An 18,230-nucleotide genomic window follows, 5' to 3' on the forward strand; every position below is an offset into this window, starting at 1 on the left:
CAGCCCATGTCACGACCAGATCACCCTGAGACCCGGTCTCCCGCCGCATCGCCATCTCACACGCCCCCGTCCGAATCGCGATGTTCAGACGGAATCAGGCGAATGCGACTTCGTCAACGGGCTGTTAGAGGACCGCATTGAAGTCGCCGGCCTACTTGCCCGCAATCCGGTAGCGTACAAGTGGAAGGCCCCATTCCGTTCTGTGGTTCTCCGGGAAGTAATATTCTGGCGATTCCTAGATCTAATGACTCAATCACATGAATTATACAAAAACTGCAGAGGGCTTGGCGCCAGAATATTGTTACGGAGCGCCATAGAAACGTCCGCCATATTGTACTATTTAAACATAATTATTAAAGACACATTAGACGAAAGAATATCATTCAAGGATTTTTCGGACAAGACCTCAAGATTACTCCTAGGTTCTCGCAGCAATTCGGGCGAGATTGCAGCTATAAATATTATGACAATCATAGCGCACGTTGACAAAGTTTATTCAGGAATCGCAAGAATTTACTCAGATCTTTCCGAATCGGCTCACCCCAACATGGATGGCATGTTGCTCGGATATTCAAAACTTGATCGTTCCGCACATTGCACTGAATTGCGAGATCGCTGGAAGGAACACACACGCGATCATTTGAAGCTGATGGACATCAACATGGATTGCTTTGAGTACGAGCACTCCACAGTATGGGTTGGCCTGACTGATAAGCTTGAGGCTTGGATTGCCGAAAACGATGCGAGGCTTGAGGCTGAGGGTGGGGCGGAGAGCCGGTAGGGAGCGGCCGTACGCCTCCCGTCAGCGCCGCCAACTGCCTCTATCTCGTTCCATGCCTCACGACTGCCGAATGGTTCCCTCGCTCGGCGAGCGCCGCTCGACGAGCCGGGACGTCGCTCTGGTGTTCGGAAAGCGGCATGGGCACGTTCTGGACAGCATCAAGCTCTTGATGGCCGACACGCCGCGATCACGGCCACCGCGCGCGGCGCTCGGGGGGCATCGTCTCGAGCACCAGATCGTCCACATAGGTGGCGTTCTGGCGGGCGAAGTCTTCAGCCATCGCCAGGGCGGCGCCGTAGGTCGTGGCGAGCCCCCATATGATCTTTCCGCGCCACACCACATAAGCGTCGGGCGCTCCGCCCTCGAAGTCGTAGACCTGCCTGACGCCTCCACCCTCGAGGTGGATGACGGGCATGTCGTAGCGAGCGACAGTGAAGTGCATGCTCATGCAGCGCCTCCCTGGACCATGGCGCCAGCGACGGCGCGGCGGAACTCCTCAAGTTCCCGAGCGATCGTATCCGGGTCGATCCCGGCTTTCGTCATCTGGCGATGCATGTCGTCAGTGATGCGCTGCCAGTAAGCTTCCCCACCGCGACCGCGCTGTGTGCTCAGGAAGCCTGCGACGCGCTGAATGCGCCCGGTCCGTTTTGCTGCGGGGAAGGGGATCACCTGGCAGGCCGTCTCACGCTGCGTCATTGCGGGCCTCCTCGCGCGTGGGGTCTTGGACCGAGATAGGGCCTTCTGAACCTATCTTCCTCACACCAAGAAGAACCGTTCCGCTAGGAGCGACGCTCCCAGTCCTTCCCTCCTTCCCAGAATGGGAAGAATCCTGCGAAGCAGGTGGAGGTTTATCCTGGTGGTTAAGGAGGGACACCGTGTCCCTGTATCGGGAGGGACATGGCGTCCCTGTTTGAGCGTTTCGAGGCCATTCCGCCGGCGGCACCAGGGCATAGGCCGTTCCCCGCTTGCTCCGACCCGATCCGCCAGCCTTCCGGGGCCCCAGCGCCTTCGCTGCAAGCTCTGGCGGGAGGTTTGTCACTCTCACCTTACGCAGCGCTCCGATCGCTACAAGTGACGCCAGGCCACGGCGGATTTCGGCGTCGTCGCGATAGCCTGCGCGACGAGCTAAAGCCTGTTGAGACGGGAAGGGAAAGCCGGTGTCGTCAGCAAAGCTGAAAAGCGCCACGGCTGTCCTGAGGCCGCGCACGCCGATGTCGCGGCGAGCGTTCACGGCCTCCAGCCATTTGAACCGGTCCGCCGATGCCTTCGGCCGGGTGTGCTTCACGATGGCGAATAGCTCGTCGCCGTCCAGGCCATGGCGCTCCGCGAAAGCGTCGGCGTCGTACCGACTGAATGTCGTTTCATCGAAGTCCGGTGCTTGCCGGAGGGCTTCGAACTCGGTGAAGGCGGCGCTCAGGCGTTCTGAGAGGGCGCTCACTCCGCGTCCTCCGGCGCCGCCTCGAGCTCGGCTTGTAGCTCGCGAGCTTCTCTCGCCGCTGTGTCGAGCAGCAACCACAGCAAATTCGCCTGCGCCTCAGGCAAGCCGCAATGAGCCTCCCCTTTAAAGGTCAGGCAGGGGCCGGTCATGTGCTCGTGGTAGATGTCCTCGAGCGCCTTGGTCGCTGTCACCAGACGAAGCGCTCGCATATTGTTGCGGTTGACGATGCTCGTCGTCATTGCGCGACCCTCCCAGTTGCCGCGCGGCTGCGCTCGATCAAAGCTTCGGCCTCTGCGAGATGAACTGTCCAAAAGCCGAGGCGGCGCATGAAGGTCGGCCAAGGCTGCTCCACCCCCTGAATCGAGATGCAAACGTCGATGGTGCCTGGCGCCGCGTCCGGCCGAGATGCCCGGATCGTCTCGCTGGTAGTCACCTGCAGGCCGTCATCGGTAACGCGGGCGTGGGTTTCGGAGATGAACTCCAGTTTCATCGGCCGGCCTCCCCAAGCAGAGCTTCGCGGACTTTCGAGGGGCTCCATGACCAGCGGCCGCCGATCTGGCGCGCCGGAATCTTGCCCGTGGTCACCAAGTAGTAGGTTTGCCGCTCCGTCTTCCGGATATAGCCCGCGAGCGCCTTGATGCCGTGCCGAACGTCGAGGGGAGGAAGGGTGTCGTCGGTGTTCTCTACGGTTGTCATTTTCGCGTGCTCCGTTAACAAAATCGACACCATATTGGTGTCGCACCAAAATGGTGTCAAGACGTGGTGTCGATTTGGTGCTATTGGAGCTGGTCGGCAATTTGGAGAGGTATGGACGATGTCAGCGGCGGACGAGGAGGTGCGCATCACACTGCGACTGCCGGCCCTTCTGCGTGATCGATTGGCGACGGCCGCCACCGATTCGGGCCGTTCAATGAATGGTGAGATTGTGTTGCGTCTTCAGGGCACGTTCGACGAACCGGTTTTCGACGTCCGGACAGAGGCGATCCGCGCCATTGTGAAACAGGCAGTGGATGGACTTCAGAGCGCGACAGCAGAAATTTCTCAGCAGGTAGCTGCCCTAAGGCAGATGAACAAGCAGCCTGCAAAATCTGGTCAGGAATTGCCTAAAGCGGCAAAGGGCTGAAATGTCCGTCCGCAAGCGAACTTGGACCACGGCAAAGGGCGAGGAAAAAACCGCCTGGGTCGTCGACTACGTTGACGCCAAAGGCGCTCGCCGGCTGAAGACCTTTGCCAAGAAGAAAGAGGCCGACGCCTTCGCTGCTACGGCCAACGTCGAGATCCGCGAAGGGGTCCATGTCGCCGATCGCGCCACGGTGGCGGTGAAGGAGGCTGGCGAACTCTGGCTCAAGAGCTGTGACGCGGCTGGGCTGGAGCGGTCGACGCTCGATCAGTATGGCCAGCATCTCCGGCTCCATATCGCGCCGCTGATCGGCGAGACGAAGCTTAGCAAGATCACGGTGCCGGTTGTTCGGGCGTTCCAGGAGCAATTGCGCGAGCAAGGCCGATCGCCGGCGATGATCAAGCGCGTGACCGTGAGCCTCGGCAGCATCCTATGCGACGCGCAGGAGCGCGGCCTAGTCGTGCGCAATGCCGTTTCCGAGATGTCCAAGCGCCGCAAGGGTGGCGCAAAGCCGGAGAAGCGCCAGAAGGCGCGCCTCCGCTACGGAGTGGACATTCCGACCATGGCGGAGATCAGGGCGATCTTGGTGGCGGCTGAAGGCCGCTACCGGCCGTTCCTCGTCACGGCCATCTTCACCGGCATGCGCGCTTCCGAGCTCCGCGGCCTGACATGGGCGGATGTCGACCTCGATAAGGCGCAGATCCACGTCCGGCAGCGCGCGGACAAGTACCACGTCATCGGCATGCCGAAGTCGGATGCCGGGCAGCGGACAATCCCGTTGACGCCCATGGTGGTGAACACGCTGAAGGAATGGCGCCTGGCATGCCCGAAAGGCGAGCTCGACCTCGTGTTCCCGAACGGGGAGGGGAAGGTCGAGTGGCACCAGAACATCATCAAGCGCGGCCTGTGGCCGGCGCTGATCAAAGCCGGCGTGGCGGTGCCGACGAGCAAGCGGGATGAGGAAGGGCAGCCGGTCATGGTCGCCAAGTACACAGGACTCCACGCCCTGCGGCATTGGTTCGCGTCGTGGTGCATCAATCGGAAGGTGGACGGCGGCCTCGAGCTGTCGCCGAAAGCGGTCCAGGCGCGCATGGGCCATTCCAGCATTCAGGTGACGTTCGACACCTATGGGCACCTGTTCCCGGCGGCGGACGAAGCCCAGGCTTTGGCCGATGCCGAGAGCCGTCTTCTAGCGGTCAACGCGACATAGACGCGACATGGAGGTCGAGAGGTAAGGAAACGTAAGGCGTCTTCAAACTCTCTGACTCCGTTAGTCCAGGTTCGAATCCTGGTCCCCCAGCCACCTCATGGTCAAACTTCAAACGCCGTGATTACGCGGATGGCCGTGCCGGCATGGTCCTGCGCCGTGCCCTCGTGCTGCCATGGCCGCCCTTCCGCGCGGCAAGCGGCGGGCTTTATGCTTCCTTTATGTCCCTGTGCCGCATTCCGGATCGAACGCTTATCGTGCGGCGCCTAGATCATCGCGCAGCTCCAAAAGGGAGAGCTGCAATGCTTGATGTTCTCTATCTGGCCGTAGCCGTCGGCTTCTTCATCGCCATGTCGGCCTATGCCCGCGCCGTGTCGAAGGGATAGGCCATGTTCGATCTTGTCCTCGGCGCTGCCGTGTCGCTGGCGCTCGCCGTCTATCTCGTGACCGCGCTGCTGCGACCCGAGAAGTTCTGACCGCGCCTCGCCTTTTCGCTTCTCTCAGAAAGAACAATGCCATGACCGTTCTCGGCTGGCTTCAGATAGCCATTATTCTCGCGCTCGTCGTCGTCGCGGCCGTGCCGCTCGGCGGCTACATGGCGCGCATCTATGCCGGCGAGCCGACCTTCCTCTCATCGTTGCTCGGCCCGGTGGAGCGGGGTCTCTACCGCCTCGCCGGTGTCGACCCCAGCCGCGAGCAGGGCGCGCTCGCCTATACGCTTGCCATGCTGGCCTTCAATGCGGCCGGCGTGGTGCTGCTCTACACGATCCTGCGGCTACAGGGCCTGCTGCCCTATAATCCGCTTGGCTTTGCCGGCGTCAGCCCGGATCTCGCCTTCAACACGGCGGTGAGCTTCGTGTCCAACACCAACTGGCAGTCCTATGGCGGCGAGACCACCATGAGCCTGTTCAGCCAGATGGCCGGCCTCACGGTGCAGAACTTCCTGTCCGCCGCGACCGGCCTTGCGCTGGCCGTGGCCCTGGTGCGTGCCTTCGCCCGCTCCAATGCGTCGACGGTCGGCAATTTCTTCGTCGATGTGACGCGCTCGGTGCTCTATGTGCTGCTGCCGCTCGCCATCCTCACCGCCCTGGTGCAGGTGGGAATGGGCGTGCCGCAGACCATGGACGCCACCGTGGCCGCGACCACGGTCGAGGGCGCGCAGCAGACCATCGCCATGGGCCCGGTCGCCTCGCAGATGGCGATCAAGCAGCTCGGCACCAATGGCGGCGGCTTCTTCAACGTCAACGCCGCCCATCCTTTCGAGAACCCGACCGCGCTCTCCAACGCGCTCGAGATCTGGCAGATGCTGGTCATCTCCACGGCGCTGGTCTTCGCCTTCGGCCGTCTCGTCGGCGATCGTCGGCAGGCACGCGCGCTGATCGCGACGGTTGCCGTCATTCTCGTTGCCGGCATCGCCGTCGCCTACTGGGCGGAAGCCGCCGGCACGCCCTCCCTGGTCGCCGCTGGCCTCGATCCGACGGGAGGCAACATGGAGGGCAAGGAGGTCCGCTTCGGCCTCGCCGCCTCGTCCATGTTCGCTGCCGTCACCACCGGCCTGTCGGACGGCGCGGTGAACGCGATGCACGATTCCTTCACGCCGCTTGGCGGGATGATGCCGATGTTCCTCATCCAGCTCGGCGAGATTCTGCCGGGCGGTGTCGGCTCGGGGCTCTACGGCCTGCTGGTGATGGCGATCATCGCGGTCTTCGTGGCCGGCCTCATGGTCGGGCGCACGCCGGAATATCTCGGCAAGAAGATCGAGGCGCAGGAGGTGAAGATGGCGATTCTCGCCGTGCTGATCCTGCCCACCGCCATCCTCGGCTTCTCGGCCGTGGCGGCCGTGCTGCCGGACGCGCTGGCCGGTCTCGGCAATGTCGGTCCGCATGGGCTGTCGGAGATCCTGTACGCCTATTCCTCGGCGGCGGGTAACAACGGCTCGGCCTTTGGCGGTCTCTCGGCCAATTCGCCCTGGTGGAACACCACGCTCGGCCTCGCCATGCTGCTGGGACGCTTCGCCTATATCGTGCCGATGATGGCGATCGCCGGCTCGCTCAGCGCCAAGACCCGGCTCACCGCCTCCTCCGGCACCTTCCCGACGCATGGGCTGCTGTTCGTCGGCCTGCTGGTCGGCGTCATCCTCATCCTCGGCGGTCTGCAGTTCTTCCCGGCTCTCGCCCTCGGCCCCATCGCCGAGCAGGTGCAGATGCTGGCCGGCAAGACCTTCTGAACCCCGCCGTTTCGGAGACATTCCATGTCCACCCACACTCACGCGAAGTCCGGCTCCGCCTTCGCCTCGCCCGAGCTGATCGGCCGGGCGATACGGGACGCCTTCGTGAAGCTCAACCCGGTGGCGCTGATGCGCAACCCGGTGATCTTCGTCACCGAGGTCGTCGCGGCGCTCGTCACCGTGCTGTTCGTGCGCGACTTCCTGGTCGGCAATCCGCTCGGCTTCACCGGCCAGATCATGGCCTGGCTGTGGTTCACCGTGCTGTTCGCCAATTTCGCCGAGGCCATTGCCGAGGGGCGGGGCAGGGCACAGGCGGACAGCCTGCGCAAGGCCCGCACCGACACCGTCGCGAGACGCCTGCGCGATCCCGCCAGGCGCGACGCCTTCGACCGCATCTCCGCGCTCGACCTCAAGGTCGGCGATCATGTGCTGGTCGATGCTGGCGACCTCATCCCCGGCGATGGCGAGATCGTCGAGGGCATCGCCTCGGTCAACGAGGCGGCGATCACCGGCGAATCCGCGCCGGTGATCCGCGAGAGCGGCGGCGACCGATCGGCCGTCACCGGCGGCACGACGGTTATCTCCGACTGGCTCGTGGTGCGGATCACCGCGGCGCCCGGCTCTTCCTTCCTCGACCGCATGATCGCGCTGGTGGAAGGCGCCGAGCGGCAGAAGACGCCGAACGAACTGGCGCTTTCCGTCCTGCTGGTCGGCATGACGCTGATCTTCCTCATCGCCGTCATTTCTCTCGCCGGGCTCGGCCGCTACTCCGCCGCCGACGTGCCGGTGCCGATCCTGGTCGCGCTGCTGGTCACGCTGATCCCGACCACCATTGGCGGCCTGCTCTCGGCCATCGGCATCGCCGGCATGGACCGTCTCATCCGCCACAATGTGCTCGCCATGTCGGGCCGCGCGGTGGAGGCGGCGGGCGACGTCGATACGCTGCTGCTCGACAAGACCGGCACCATCACCTTCGGCAACCGCATGGCGTCCGAGATCATCCCGGTGCCCGGCATCAACGAGCATGAGGCGGCGCTGGTCGCCGTGCAGGCGAGCCTTGCCGACGATACCGCCGAGGGCCGCTCCATCCTCGCCCTCGCCCGCGAGAAATACGGCATCACGACCGAGACGGCGGCACTTGAGGGCGCGACCTTCGTCGCCTTCTCCGCGGCGACCCGTCTCTCCGGCGTCGACGTCGCCGGGCGGCGCATCCGCAAGGGCGCGGTGGATGCGGTGAAGCGTTTCGTCCACTCGGTCGATCCGGGCGCCAGCACCGGCATCGTCGCCTTCGACGCGGCGGTGGAGCGCATCGCCCGTTCCGGCGGCACGCCGCTGGGGCTCGCGGAGAATGGCCGTCTGCTCGGCGTCATCCACCTGAAGGACGTGGTGAAGCCGGACATCAAGGAACGCTTCGCCGAACTTCGCCGCATGGGCATCCGCACGGTGATGGTGACGGGCGACAACCCGATCACCGCCGCCGCCATCGCCTCCGAGGCCGGCGTCGACGATTTCATCGCCGAGGCCACGCCGCAGGACAAGCTCGCCTATATCCGCACCGAGCAGCGTCACGGCCGGCTGGTGGCGATGTGCGGCGACGGTACCAATGACGCGCCCGCGCTGGCCCAGGCCGATGTCGGCGTCGCCATGCAGTCCGGCACCCAGGCCGCCCGCGAGGCCGGCAACATGGTGGATCTCGACAGCGATCCGACCAAGCTCATCGAGATCGTCGGCATCGGCAAGCAGTTGCTGATGACGCGCGGTGCGCTGACCACCTTCTCCATCGCCAACGACGTGGCGAAGTACTTCGCCATCATCCCGGCGCTGTTCATCGCCGCGATCCCCGAACTCGGCCTGCTCAACGTGATGGGGCTGCACTCGCCGCAGAGCGCCATTCTCTCGGCGGTCATCTTCAACGCGCTGATCATCATCGCGCTGATCCCGCTCGCCCTGCGCGGCGTGAAGTACCGCGCGCAGGAGGCCGGCACGGTGCTCGCCCGCAACCTCGCCATCTATGGCGGCGGCGGCATCGTGCTGCCCTTCGTCGGCATCAAGCTGATCGACGTCGTCATCGCCGCAATCGGCCTCGCCTGAGGAGACATTCATGTTCACCCATCTTCGCCCGGCGCTGACGCTCCTCATCGCCCTCACCGGCCTCACCGGCCTCGCCTATCCGCTCGGAATGGTCGAGGTCGCGCAGGCGCTGTTCCCCGCGCAGGCGCGCGGCTCGCTGATCGAGCGCGACGGCAAGGTCATCGGTTCCTCGCTGATCGGCCAGACCTTCGCCGAGGACCGCTATTTCCATCCGCGTCCCTCGGCCGCCGGCACCGGCTATGACGCGGCGGCGTCCTCCGGCACCAATCTCGGCCCGACCAGCGCCAAGCTGGCCGACCGGTTGAAGGCTGATGCCGATGCGCTCCGTGCGGCGGGCTTCCCGGCCGTGGTTCCCGCCGATGCCGCTACCACCTCGGGCAGTGGGCTCGACCCACATGTCTCGCCGGCCAACGCGCTGGCGCAGGTGGCTCGCGTCGCCAAGGCCCGCGGTGTCAACGAGGCGCTTGTACGCGACCTTGTCGAGGATCACATAGAGAAACCCCAGCTAGGCGTCTTCGGCGATCCGCGTGTCAATGTGCTTGCCCTCAACCTCGCGCTCGACGCAGCAGGTCCGGCGCTGCCGCCCTCCTGAGCAGGACTGCCGATGAGTGCCGAGGAACCGCTGCGCGCCGATCCCGATGCCCTGCTCGCCGCGGCCGAGCGGGAGACGCGCGGCAAGCTGCGCATCTTCCTCGGCGCCGCGCCGGGGGTCGGCAAGACCTTCGCGATGCTTTCCGCCGCCCGCGCCTTCAAGGCCGCGGGCGGCGACGTCGTTATCGGCATCGTCGAGACCCATGGCCGCGCCGAGACGTTGGCACTGGTCGACGGCATCGAGGAGCTGCCGCGCAAGGGCATCCCCTATAAGGGCCGGCTGGTGCCGGAGTTCGATCTGGAGGCGGCGCTCACCCGGCGCCCCGCTTTGCTGCTGGTCGATGAATATGCACACTCCAATGTCGAGGGCAGCCGTCATCCCAAGCGCTGGCAGGACGTGCAGGAACTGCTCGCCGCCGGCATCGACGTGTGGACCACGCTCAATATCCAGCATGTCGAGAGCCTGAACGACGTCATCCAGCGCATCAGTGGCGTCAGGGTGCGCGAGATCGTGCCGGATTCCGCACTGAAGAAGGCGGACGAGATCATCCTCGTCGACCTGCCGTCGGACGAGCTGATCAAGCGCCTCGCCGACGGCAAGGTCTATGTCGAGGACACCGCCTCGCGCGCGGTGCAGAGCTTCTTCAAGCCGTCGAACCTCACGGCGCTGCGCGAACTCGCCCTGCGCCAGGTCGCCGCGCGGGTCGACAGCGACCTTGTCGCGCGCATGCGCGGCTCGGCGATCCAGGGGCCATGGGCCGCGGGCGAGCGCCTGCTGGTCTGCGTCGGGCCGGACATGGCGGCCGAGCCCGTGGTGCGCGAGGCCAAGCGCCTCGCCGACCTGATGGATGCGGCATGGTTCGCCGTTACCGTCGAGCGGCCCGGCCATGTGATGGCGGCGCGCGATCGTCTGCGGCTGGAGGCGGGGCTGCGCCTTGCCGAGAGCCTCGGTGCCGAGGTTCGTCCGCTCGTCGCTGCCGATGTGCCGACCGAGTTGCTGCGCTTCGCCCGCTTCGAGAATGTCACCCAGATCATCATCGGCAAGGCGCGCCACCGGAGCTTGCAGGGGCTGCTGCGCGGTTCGCTGGCCGACGCGCTGGTGAAGGGAGCGAACGGCGTCGCCATCCATGTCGTCACCGCCGAAGCGCCCGACCGCACCCGGCGCGGCTGGCTGCGCTTGCCGCCCTTCGGTCCGGTGGCCGGCTATGTCGCCGCCCCGCTGGCTGTCGGTGTCGCGACGGTGATCGGTTTGTTTCTCACGCGCTTCGTGGCGCTGCCGAACGTCTCGATGCTGTATTTGCTGGCGGTGCTGCTGCCGGCGTTGCTCTATGGCGTCTGGCCGGCGATCATCGCCTCGGCGCTGTCGTTCCTGTCCTACAATTTCTTCTTCATCGATCCGGTCGAGACATTCACCGTCGCGCGCCCGCATGAATTGCTGGCGCTGCTGGTGTTCCTCATCGTCGCGGTGCTCATCTCGGCGCTGGCGGGGCGCGGCAGGGAACAGACCCGCATCGCTGCGCAGCGCATGCGCGCGACGCGCCGGCTCTATGAGTTCACCCGCAAGCTCTCCGCGCAGGCGGACGGCGCGTCGGTCGCCGAGGCGGCGGCGGTGGAACTGCATGCCGCCTTCGGGCGGGCCAGCGTGATCCTCATGGCCGAGCACGGCGAGCTCACGATTGCCGCCGCCTGGCCGCCCGAGGACAGGCTCGACACCGGCTCGATGACCGCCGCGGCGTGGGCCTATGAGCATCGCGAGCCGGCCGGAGCGGGAACCGGGACGCTGCCGAGCGTGCCTTGGTTCTTCCGCCCGCTGACGGGCACTGAGGCCGGCGCGCCGATCGGCGTCGTCGGCATCGAACGCAGTGCGGGCGAGCCGGTCCTCGACACGGAAAGCGAGCGCATTCTCGGCACGCTGGCGGAGCAGACGGCGGCGGCACTGGTGCGCACGCGCCTCTCGGCCGAGGTCACGCATGCGCGTACGGCGGCGGAGACCGAGCGGGTGAGGAACATACTGCTCGCCTCGATAAGCCACGATTTCCGCACGCCGCTCGCCTCGATCCTTGGCGCGGCGACCAGCCTCATCGACTATGGCGCTGACATTCCCGAGCCGGCGCGGCGCGACCTCCTGCTGCAGATGCGCGACGAGGCCGAGAATCTCGACCAGATGGTGCGCAACCTCCTGTCGATGACCCGGCTGGAGGCCGGTGGGCTGGATCTGCGCAAGGACTGGATCGACGTGGTGGAATTGATGAACCGAGCCGTCTCGGCAGCACGCAAGCGCGGGGCGCCGCAGCGTTTCGTCGTCACCGCCGCGCCGGACCTGCCGCTGTTGCGCGCGGACCCGAACCTGATGGACCAGGCGCTCGGCAATGTCGTCGGCAATGCCGTGCGCTATGCCGGCACCAATGCGCGGGTCGGGCTTTCGGCCACGGTGATCGACGGACAGCTCGTCATCGCCGTCACCGATGATGGGCCGGGCATTCCGGCCGAGACGCTGCCGCATGTGTTCGAGAAGTTCGTGCGTGCCGCACGCACCGCCGGCGATGGTGGCGACGGCTCGGGTCTCGGCCTTGCCATCACCAAGGGAGTCGTCGAGGCCCACGGCGGTACCGTGTCGGCGCGCAGCCCGGCGCCGGGACAGCGCAACGGCACCCGCATTGCCCTGCGCCTGCCGCTGGAACCGACCCCGGACACGGAGGCCGCGACATGAGGCCCATGACCGTCCTCGTGGTCGACGACGAGCCGGCGATCCACCGATTCATGGCGCCGGCGCTGACCGCGAACGGCTATGAGCCGCTGCGCGCCGATACGGGCGCGCAGGCGATCAGTCTCGTCGTCAACCGGCGGCCGGACGTGGTGATCCTCGATCTTGGCCTGCCGGACATGGACGGCAAGGAGGTGATCCGCTCGTTGCGCGCCTGGTCGGATGTGCCGATCGTGGTGCTGTCCGCGCGCGACCGCGAAATCGAGAAGATCGAGGCGCTGGACCTTGGCGCCGACGATTTCGTCAACAAGCCCTTCGGTATGGGCGAACTGATGGCGCGGCTGCGCGCCGCGCTGCGCCATCGCATGCAGGAGAAGGGCGAGACGCCGGTGCTGCGCATCGGCAATATCGAGATCGATATTCCGCGCCACAGGGTGATGCGCGCGGCCGAGGAGATTCGCCTGACGCCGAAGGAGTTCGAGCTTCTGGCCTTCCTCGCCCGCCATCCGGGCAAGGTCCTGACCCACCGGCACATATTGCGCGAGGTTTGGGGGCCGGCCAACGAGCACGACACCCAGTACCTGCGGGTCTATATCGGCCAGCTCAGGGCGAAGCTGGAGGCCGACGCCACCAATCCCGCGATCATCATCACCGAGCCGGGCGTCGGCTACCGCACCGGCGACTGAACGCCGGGCTGCGATGGCGGCACGGTCTCGGGCCGGCTGACACGGCTGATGACCATGCCGAGCGCGAAAACGAGGCTCAGCATGACGGCGATCCGCGTCATCAGCGCGTGGCTGCGGGCATAGCGCGTGGCAGGGCGACGAGCGCGGCGCGAATAGGGGTGGGGGCCGGGAAAGATCGTCTTCATGAGGCAAGGCTCGTCTGGTGCAGCGGCAGCCGCGCCAGCGCGGCGACGGCGACACGGATGGCAGCGGCCGAGGCCGGGCCGGGTTCGGTCAACGGCAGGCGTAGTGCCGGGCCAAAGGTGGGAGTGAGCAGCGAGACGGCGTATTTTACGCCGGCTGGCTCCGGTTCGAGGTCAAGCGCGTGCTGGAGGATGTCCAGCGACGCAACGCCGTTCCGCAGCAATGCGGCAGGGCCGGCAAGACGCTGCCGCCAGATCTCGACGCACAGACGGGGGGCGATGTTGGCGGCGGCGCAGATGCAGGCGCGAGGAGGACGCAGGCCGGGCAGGAACGGCGTCCTGCAGTCCGGCGCGACGCGCCACAGGCGCTCGGCGCAGGCATCGGCCAGCGCTCGCTGGTGGCCGGCGTCCTCGCTTTCGTCCACCAGCGCGAAGATCGACGGCAATTGCCCGAGCCGATTGATCGTCTCCGGTGCCAGCGCCACATTGGTGCGCCGGGGCGCGTTGCCGAGGATCAGCGGCAGGTCGACGGCGCGGGCGATGGCCTCGAAATGCGCGAACAGCCCGGCCTGTGTCGGCTTGTTGTAGTAGGGCGTGACAAGCAGCGCAGCCGATGCGCCCGCCTCATGCGCGGCGCAGGTGGCGGCGATGGTGGTCGCCGTGCCGTTCGTGCCGGTCATCGCGATGATGGGCACGCGCCCCGCCGCCGTTTCCACCGCGAGGCGGATGAGGCGCGTGCTCTCGGCCGGGGTCAGCGTCGGCCCCTCGCCGACGATGCCGCCGGTGATCAGGCCGCTGACGCCCGCCGCCAGCTGCATTTCAATGTGATGGGCGAAGGAATCCTCGTCGAGCCCCGTTCCGAGAAAGGGGGTGACAAGCGGAACGAAGACGCCGCTGAGCATGTCGGTCTCTCGATAAATGCAGGGTTTCTGGCGTCAGAACGGCAGCAGCAGCCGGCGCCGTACCAGGCGCACCGCATCGGGCTGGCCGCCGCATTCGCGCTGGGCATAGCGGATCGCGTCGTCGCGCGACCGGAAGAAGCCGCCGGCCCAGCCATGTTCCTCCAGCGCGACCCAACGTCCGAACGGGTCCTTGCCGACGGCGAAGCGCATGCGGTTGGCGATCGGGGCCATCCCCGCGATGATCTTGCCGGCGACGGTCCTGGATCTCAGAGTGCTCATGCTTTCCAAGAGGGTTGGACGGCGCGGGATCGTGCGCCGCGGTGGAAAGCTAGGTCGGTCCGTCTCAGGGAACGATGGGAAGATGCGGCCGGCTTCGTAAAGCCGGCATAAGGGCGCCCCCGTTTCGTCGCGGCCCTTATGCGGAGGGTGCGAGAACCGCATGGAGAACTTACGCGCCCTCGCGGCATGGGAAGGGTCTTCACCCGCCGGGAGCCGCCTCTTGACCCCCTGGACCGATATGGAATCACACCGCACCTTCTGGCGGTTTCGGTGGAGGATCGCGCTGGCGCTCGTGCCGACCGCGGTGAGCCGCGAGCCGACGCCCATGATGCTGTCGGCCATGCTGTCCATGCTGGCGCTGTTCACCGCGATGCATGCTTTCGTCCGGCGCAAGCGCTTCGAAACGGATCGCTTCTGCGGCTGGGATGAGGCGCTGTGGCTGATGTTTCCGGCGTACGGCGTTCAGCTGCTCCACCATGCCGTGGCCTGACGAGAGGCGCTCTCACCGCAGGGCTGTCATGAAGTCGATTGCGTCGGCGCGTCCCGATGTTACATTTCCAATGAAATGTTGAACAATTCGGCTTTCGCGTCGCGACATGCGGCCGGGGGTCGACGGCTTCGGCCGGGGAATCTCACATGGTCGACGAGACCCAGACCTGGGCGGACCAGCCGGCAGCCGAAAGGTCGCCGCGCGAGGATCGGCCACAGACAGGCGCGCGCCATCGCCAGTGGCGGGGCCGTCGCGAGTCTGCGTCGTCATCGTCTGCCGACAGCACCGATGCCCGCTCGCACTCCGGCGAGGGCTGCTATGCCGCGCTCGATCTTGGTACCAATAATTGCCGGTTGCTGATCGCCCGGCCCACCGCGAATGGCTTTCGCGTCGTCGATGCCTTCTCGCGCATCGTGCGGCTCGGTGAGGGGCTCATCTGCTCCGGCCGGCTCGGCGAGGCGGCGATGACCCGCGCGGTCGATGCGCTGGGCGTCTGCGCCAGCAAGATCCGCAATCGACGCATCGCCGGCGCCCGCCTGATCGCGACCGAGGCCTGCCGCTCGGCGGTGAACGGCGCCGATTTTATCCAACGCGTCGAGGACGAGACGGGTCTGAAGCTCGAGATCGTCGAGCGCGAGACCGAGGCGCGCCTCGCCGCGGCCGGCTGCACGCCGCTGGTCGACCCCTATTCGGATGGCGCCGTGCTGTTCGATATCGGTGGCGGCTCGACGGAAGTCGTGTGGCTCGACCGCGTCGAGACCTGCGACGGTGGCCCACCTAGCGCGGTCATCCGCGCCTGGGTCTCGGTGCCGCTCGGCGTCGTGACCGTGGCGGAACGCCATGGCGGCGTGAAGGTCACGCGCGACGATTTCGAGGCGATGGTCAACGAGTTCACCCCGCATCTCGAAGGGTTCGTGAAGGCGGTCGGCCCGCACAATTGCGGGCGGCTGCATCTGCTCGGCACCTCCGGCACGGTCACCACCATCGCCGGCGTGCATCTCGACCTGCCGCGCTATGACCGCTCGCAGGTCGACGGCACCTGGCTCGGGGCGGAGCAGGTTCGCGTCGTGGTGGACCGGCTGATCGCCATGCCGTTCTCCGAACGTGCGGCGAATCCCTGTATAGGCGCCGAGCGCGCCGATCTTGTGCTGGCCGGCTGCGCCATACTTGAATCGGTGCGGCGCGCTTTCCCTTGCGATCGGCTGCGCGTCGCCGACCGTGGATTGCGCGAGGGCATATTGGTGGAACTGATGCGAGCCGACGGCGTGTGGCGCCAACGGGCGGTGCCCGAGACGAGGGTCGACAGGTGATCGACAAGCCGGAAGCCCGCAAGGGCGGCGAGGCGCGCCCGCTCAAGGTTCGGTTGAAGAAGGCCCGCTCGCTCTCCTCCTCCTCACAGAAGTGGCTGCAGCGCCAGCTGAACGACCCCTATGTCGCCCGTGCCAAGCGCGAGGGATGGCGCTCGCGCGCCGCCTTCAAGCTGATCGAGATCGACGACAAGCTGAATCTACTCAAGCCCGGCGTCCGCGTGGTCGACCTCGGCGCCGCGCCCGGCGGCTGGAGCCAAGTTGCCGCGAAGCGCACCAAGGCGGAAGAGGGACGCGGCAAGATCGTCGCCATCGACCTGTTGGAGATCGATCCGGTCACCGGCGTCGAATTCGCCCAGATGGACTTCCTGAAGGAGGATGCTCCCGAGCGCCTGATGGAAATGCTCGGCGGCGAGGCGGATATCGTCATGTCCGACATGGCGGCGAACACGACGGGCCACAAGGCGACCGACCATCTGCGCATCGTCGGTCTGGTCGAGCTCGCCATCGATTTCGCCCGGCAGGTGCTGGCGCCCGGCGGCTCCTTCATCGCCAAGGTGTTCCAGGGCGGCACGGAAGGCACGCTGCTCGCGGAATTGAAACGCGACTTCGCCACGGTGCGCCATGTGAAGCCGCAGGCAAGCCGGGCCGATTCAGCCGAGCTCTACGTGGTGGCGACAGGCTTTCGCGGCCGCGGCGGCTAAGCGGGCGTCGCCGTTCTCAGGCGGCGCTGCCCATCTCGCTGGGGGCCTCGGAGGGTGCCGCCGGCTTTTCCCGCCGGCGGGCCAGCGCGGCGCCGGCATCCTTCGGCAACCGCAGGAAGAAGAACACCGAGCAAACGGCGATCAGCCCCACGACGGTGAAGGCTACGCTGAAGTCGAACAGGTGGATCGTGCCGTCGCCGCGCGCGCTGCGCAGGGTGTCGAGCACGAGCGCCGCGACGGCGACGCCGGTCGAGATCGAGACCTGTTGTGCGACGCTGGCGAAGCTGGTGGCACGACTCATCTGTTCGCTGGAGATGTCGGCATAGGAGAGCGCGTTGGTGCTGGTGAACTGCAACGAGCGGAAGAAACCGCCGAACAGCAGCGCGATGATCAGGAACAGATGCGGCATGTCGGGTCGGAAGAAGGCGATCATGCCGATGCAGGCCGAGGCGATGACGCAATTGACGATCAGCACGCGGCGGAAGCCGAAGGCGCGGATGATCGGCGCGGCGGTGAATTTCATGGTCATCGCGCCCGCTGCCGAGGCAAAGGTGATCATACCGGAGGCGAAGGGCGAGAGGCCGAAACCGAGCTGCAGCATCAGCGGCAGCAGAAAGGGCAGGGCGCCGATGCCGGTGCGGAACAGCGAGGCGCCCACCACGCCGGCGAAGAAGGTCGGGATCTTCAGCAGCGAGAGATCCAGGATCGGCCTGTCGGTATGACGCGCGTGCCGCACATAGAAGAACATCGACACCGCTCCGACGGTGATCACGACAAGCGCGATCCAGGGCTGCACCGCGTGCTGGCCGAGCAGCGCGAAGCCGAAGACGAGTCCGGCGAGGCCGACCGCCGACAGAACCATGCCATGGAAGTCGAAGGGCGGGAGGTCGTCCTCGCGTATGTCCGGAATGAAGCGCGTCGCCAGCACGACGCCGGCCAATCCGATCGGGATGTTCAGGAAGAAGATGTAGCGCCAGTCGAAATAGGTAGTGATGAAGCCGCCCAGCGGCGGACCGATGACCGGCCCGAGCAGTGCCGGCACGGTCAGCCAGGCCAGTGCCGAGACGAGATCTTCCTTGGGTACGGTGCGCAGGATCACCAGCCGGCCGACCGGCACCATCATCGCGCCGCCCATGCCCTGGATGATGCGGTAGATGACGAAGTCCGGCAGAGATGTCGCGAGCCCGCATAACAACGAGCCGAGGGTGAAGATCACGATGGCCGCGCGGAACACGGTGCGTGAGCCGAATCGATCGGCGAACCAGCCGCTGGCGGGGATGAAGACGGCAAGGCTGAGCAGATAGGACGTCAGCGCCAGCTTCAGCGAGATCGGGTCTTCGTGAAGGTCGGCGGCGATGGCGGGCAGCGACGTCGCGATCACCGTCGAATCAAGCTGTTCCATGAACAGCGCACAGGCGACGATGAGGGGAACCAGACGTTCGATGCGCACGGGACTTCCAGCGGGGACGGGATAATCGAGCTGGGCGCTATATATCTCGCTCGACACAGGCGGACGAGAGG

Annotated in this window: 23 protein-coding genes; 13 read left to right on the forward strand and 10 right to left on the reverse strand. The window is 66.1% G+C overall.

Translation table 11 applies throughout. The features are described from left to right. Window positions 1-781, forward strand: a 781-nt coding sequence (locus ACO2RV_RS21810) for a hypothetical protein (RefSeq protein WP_423296345.1), incomplete at its 5' end; no start/stop codon positions are given. 187 nt (window positions 782-968) lie between these two features. Here the strand turns inward: ACO2RV_RS21810 and ACO2RV_RS21815 are convergent. Genes ACO2RV_RS21815 through ACO2RV_RS21840 form a run of 6 tightly spaced genes read right to left on the reverse strand, consistent with a single transcriptional unit; the run spans window position 969 to window position 2,915 of the window. Next, a complete protein-coding gene (locus ACO2RV_RS21815; RefSeq protein WP_423296346.1) occupies window positions 969-1,229 on the reverse strand; it encodes a hypothetical protein in 261 nt (86 codons plus the stop codon). Continuing rightward, the gene (locus ACO2RV_RS21820; protein WP_423296347.1) at window positions 1,226-1,477 is read right to left on the reverse strand and encodes a DUF6074 family protein; all 252 of its coding nucleotides are present in this window, start codon (window positions 1,475-1,477) and stop codon (window positions 1,226-1,228) included. Before ACO2RV_RS21820 ends, ACO2RV_RS21815 begins: the two co-directional genes overlap by 4 nt. Beyond that, window positions 1,464-2,219 (reverse strand): hypothetical protein, encoded by a 756-nt coding sequence (locus ACO2RV_RS21825; RefSeq protein WP_423296348.1) that lies wholly within the window; start codon window positions 2,217-2,219, stop codon window positions 1,464-1,466. The genes ACO2RV_RS21820 and ACO2RV_RS21825 overlap by 14 nt, the downstream gene beginning before the upstream one ends. After that, window positions 2,216-2,458 (reverse strand): hypothetical protein, encoded by a 243-nt coding sequence (locus ACO2RV_RS21830; RefSeq protein WP_423296349.1) that lies wholly within the window; start codon window positions 2,456-2,458, stop codon window positions 2,216-2,218. Before ACO2RV_RS21830 ends, ACO2RV_RS21825 begins: the two co-directional genes overlap by 4 nt. Then, a complete protein-coding gene (locus ACO2RV_RS21835; protein WP_423296350.1) occupies window positions 2,455-2,709 on the reverse strand; it encodes a hypothetical protein in 255 nt (84 codons plus the stop codon). The genes ACO2RV_RS21830 and ACO2RV_RS21835 overlap by 4 nt, the downstream gene beginning before the upstream one ends. Then, window positions 2,706-2,915, reverse strand: a complete 210-nt coding sequence (locus tag ACO2RV_RS21840; RefSeq protein WP_423296351.1) for a DNA-binding protein — start codon at window positions 2,913-2,915, stop codon at window positions 2,706-2,708. Before ACO2RV_RS21840 ends, ACO2RV_RS21835 begins: the two co-directional genes overlap by 4 nt. A gap of 118 nt (window positions 2,916-3,033) precedes the next feature. On the opposite strand from ACO2RV_RS21840, the gene ACO2RV_RS21845 reads away from it, so the two are divergent. From ACO2RV_RS21845 to ACO2RV_RS21885, 9 genes are all read left to right on the forward strand, one after another. Next, a complete protein-coding gene (locus ACO2RV_RS21845) occupies window positions 3,034-3,342 on the forward strand; it encodes an Arc family DNA-binding protein (RefSeq protein ID WP_423296352.1) in 309 nt (102 codons plus the stop codon). A gap of 1 nt (window position 3,343) precedes the next feature. Next, window positions 3,344-4,549 (forward strand): tyrosine-type recombinase/integrase, encoded by a 1,206-nt coding sequence (locus ACO2RV_RS21850; RefSeq protein ID WP_423296353.1) that lies wholly within the window; start codon window positions 3,344-3,346, stop codon window positions 4,547-4,549. A 143-nt stretch (window positions 4,550-4,692) separates the two neighbouring features. After that, window positions 4,693-4,932 carry a hypothetical protein gene (locus ACO2RV_RS21855; protein ID WP_423296354.1) on the forward strand — a complete coding sequence of 80 codons (240 nt, stop codon included), beginning with the start codon at window positions 4,693-4,695 and terminating at the stop codon, window positions 4,930-4,932. Between the two features lie 3 nt (window positions 4,933-4,935). Beyond that, a complete protein-coding gene (gene kdpF / locus ACO2RV_RS21860) occupies window positions 4,936-5,022 on the forward strand; it encodes a K(+)-transporting ATPase subunit F (RefSeq protein ID WP_423296391.1) in 87 nt (28 codons plus the stop codon). Between the two features lie 41 nt (window positions 5,023-5,063). Continuing rightward, window positions 5,064-6,773 carry a potassium-transporting ATPase subunit KdpA gene (gene kdpA / locus ACO2RV_RS21865; RefSeq protein WP_423296355.1) on the forward strand — a complete coding sequence of 570 codons (1,710 nt, stop codon included), beginning with the start codon at window positions 5,064-5,066 and terminating at the stop codon, window positions 6,771-6,773. A 24-nt stretch (window positions 6,774-6,797) separates the two neighbouring features. Beyond that, window positions 6,798-8,864 carry a potassium-transporting ATPase subunit KdpB gene (kdpB, locus tag ACO2RV_RS21870; RefSeq protein WP_423296356.1) on the forward strand — a complete coding sequence of 689 codons (2,067 nt, stop codon included), beginning with the start codon at window positions 6,798-6,800 and terminating at the stop codon, window positions 8,862-8,864. A gap of 10 nt (window positions 8,865-8,874) precedes the next feature. Next, the gene (gene kdpC, locus ACO2RV_RS21875; RefSeq protein WP_423296357.1) at window positions 8,875-9,456 is read left to right on the forward strand and encodes a potassium-transporting ATPase subunit KdpC; all 582 of its coding nucleotides are present in this window, start codon (window positions 8,875-8,877) and stop codon (window positions 9,454-9,456) included. A 12-nt stretch (window positions 9,457-9,468) separates the two neighbouring features. Continuing rightward, a complete protein-coding gene (locus ACO2RV_RS21880) occupies window positions 9,469-12,165 on the forward strand; it encodes a DUF4118 domain-containing protein (protein WP_423296358.1) in 2,697 nt (898 codons plus the stop codon). Then, window positions 12,162-12,845, forward strand: a complete 684-nt coding sequence (locus ACO2RV_RS21885) for a response regulator (RefSeq protein ID WP_423296360.1) — start codon at window positions 12,162-12,164, stop codon at window positions 12,843-12,845. Before ACO2RV_RS21880 ends, ACO2RV_RS21885 begins: the two co-directional genes overlap by 4 nt. On the opposite strand, the gene ACO2RV_RS21890 is transcribed toward ACO2RV_RS21885, so the two are convergent. The 3 genes from ACO2RV_RS21890 to ACO2RV_RS21900 are packed head-to-tail and all read right to left on the reverse strand — an operon-like array spanning window position 12,827 to window position 14,208. Further along, entirely contained in the window at window positions 12,827-13,030 is a 204-nt protein-coding gene (locus ACO2RV_RS21890) for a hypothetical protein (protein WP_423296361.1), read from the reverse strand. The two genes, ACO2RV_RS21885 and ACO2RV_RS21890, sit on opposite strands and share 19 nt — an antisense overlap. Continuing rightward, a complete protein-coding gene (locus tag ACO2RV_RS21895; protein WP_423296362.1) occupies window positions 13,027-13,929 on the reverse strand; it encodes a dihydrodipicolinate synthase family protein in 903 nt (300 codons plus the stop codon). Before ACO2RV_RS21895 ends, ACO2RV_RS21890 begins: the two co-directional genes overlap by 4 nt. 33 nt (window positions 13,930-13,962) lie before the next feature. Continuing rightward, entirely contained in the window at window positions 13,963-14,208 is a 246-nt protein-coding gene (locus ACO2RV_RS21900) for a hypothetical protein (protein ID WP_423296363.1), read from the reverse strand. 220 nt (window positions 14,209-14,428) lie between these two features. Between ACO2RV_RS21900 and ACO2RV_RS21905 the strand changes: the two genes are divergently transcribed. The 3 genes from ACO2RV_RS21905 (at window position 14,429) to ACO2RV_RS21915 (ending at window position 16,709) form a co-directional block, all read left to right on the forward strand. After that, window positions 14,429-14,698 carry a hypothetical protein gene (locus ACO2RV_RS21905; protein WP_423296364.1) on the forward strand — a complete coding sequence of 90 codons (270 nt, stop codon included), beginning with the start codon at window positions 14,429-14,431 and terminating at the stop codon, window positions 14,696-14,698. A 146-nt stretch (window positions 14,699-14,844) separates the two neighbouring features. Continuing rightward, complete coding sequence (locus ACO2RV_RS21910) at window positions 14,845-16,008, forward strand: Ppx/GppA phosphatase family protein (protein ID WP_423296365.1); 1,164 nt, start codon at window positions 14,845-14,847, stop codon at window positions 16,006-16,008. Next, entirely contained in the window at window positions 16,005-16,709 is a 705-nt protein-coding gene (locus ACO2RV_RS21915) for an RlmE family RNA methyltransferase (RefSeq protein WP_423296366.1), read from the forward strand. The genes ACO2RV_RS21910 and ACO2RV_RS21915 overlap by 4 nt, the downstream gene beginning before the upstream one ends. 16 nt (window positions 16,710-16,725) lie before the next feature. On the opposite strand, the gene ACO2RV_RS21920 is transcribed toward ACO2RV_RS21915, so the two are convergent. Beyond that, a complete protein-coding gene (locus ACO2RV_RS21920) occupies window positions 16,726-18,159 on the reverse strand; it encodes a DHA2 family efflux MFS transporter permease subunit (RefSeq protein WP_423296367.1) in 1,434 nt (477 codons plus the stop codon). Between the last annotated feature and the right edge of the window lie 71 nt (window positions 18,160-18,230).

The organism is Ancylobacter sp. VNQ12 (genome assembly GCF_049445835.1).
GTDB lineage: Bacteria > Pseudomonadota > Alphaproteobacteria > Rhizobiales > Xanthobacteraceae > Ancylobacter.

Coding starts and splice junctions, on each gene's coding strand:
- ACO2RV_RS21815 (WP_423296346.1), bottom strand. CDS start 1,229: ATGAGCATGCACTTCACTGTCGCTCGCTACGACATGCCCGTCATCCAC.
- ACO2RV_RS21820 (WP_423296347.1), bottom strand. CDS start 1,477: ATGACGCAGCGTGAGACGGCCTGCCAGGTGATCCCCTTCCCCGCAGCA.
- ACO2RV_RS21830 (WP_423296349.1), bottom strand. CDS start 2,458: ATGACGACGAGCATCGTCAACCGCAACAATATGCGAGCGCTTCGTCTG.
- ACO2RV_RS21835 (WP_423296350.1), bottom strand. CDS start 2,709: ATGAAACTGGAGTTCATCTCCGAAACCCACGCCCGCGTTACCGATGAC.
- ACO2RV_RS21840 (WP_423296351.1), bottom strand. CDS start 2,915: ATGACAACCGTAGAGAACACCGACGACACCCTTCCTCCCCTCGACGTT.
- ACO2RV_RS21845 (WP_423296352.1), top strand. CDS start 3,034: ATGTCAGCGGCGGACGAGGAGGTGCGCATCACACTGCGACTGCCGGCC.
- ACO2RV_RS21850 (WP_423296353.1), top strand. CDS start 3,344: ATGTCCGTCCGCAAGCGAACTTGGACCACGGCAAAGGGCGAGGAAAAA.
- ACO2RV_RS21855 (WP_423296354.1), top strand. CDS start 4,693: ATGGTCCTGCGCCGTGCCCTCGTGCTGCCATGGCCGCCCTTCCGCGCG.
- kdpF (WP_423296391.1), top strand. CDS start 4,936: ATGTTCGATCTTGTCCTCGGCGCTGCCGTGTCGCTGGCGCTCGCCGTC.
- kdpA (WP_423296355.1), top strand. CDS start 5,064: ATGACCGTTCTCGGCTGGCTTCAGATAGCCATTATTCTCGCGCTCGTC.
- kdpB (WP_423296356.1), top strand. CDS start 6,798: ATGTCCACCCACACTCACGCGAAGTCCGGCTCCGCCTTCGCCTCGCCC.
- kdpC (WP_423296357.1), top strand. CDS start 8,875: ATGTTCACCCATCTTCGCCCGGCGCTGACGCTCCTCATCGCCCTCACC.
- ACO2RV_RS21880 (WP_423296358.1), top strand. CDS start 9,469: ATGAGTGCCGAGGAACCGCTGCGCGCCGATCCCGATGCCCTGCTCGCC.
- ACO2RV_RS21885 (WP_423296360.1), top strand. CDS start 12,162: ATGAGGCCCATGACCGTCCTCGTGGTCGACGACGAGCCGGCGATCCAC.
- ACO2RV_RS21890 (WP_423296361.1), bottom strand. CDS start 13,030: ATGAAGACGATCTTTCCCGGCCCCCACCCCTATTCGCGCCGCGCTCGT.
- ACO2RV_RS21895 (WP_423296362.1), bottom strand. CDS start 13,929: ATGCTCAGCGGCGTCTTCGTTCCGCTTGTCACCCCCTTTCTCGGAACG.
- ACO2RV_RS21900 (WP_423296363.1), bottom strand. CDS start 14,208: ATGAGCACTCTGAGATCCAGGACCGTCGCCGGCAAGATCATCGCGGGG.
- ACO2RV_RS21910 (WP_423296365.1), top strand. CDS start 14,845: ATGGTCGACGAGACCCAGACCTGGGCGGACCAGCCGGCAGCCGAAAGG.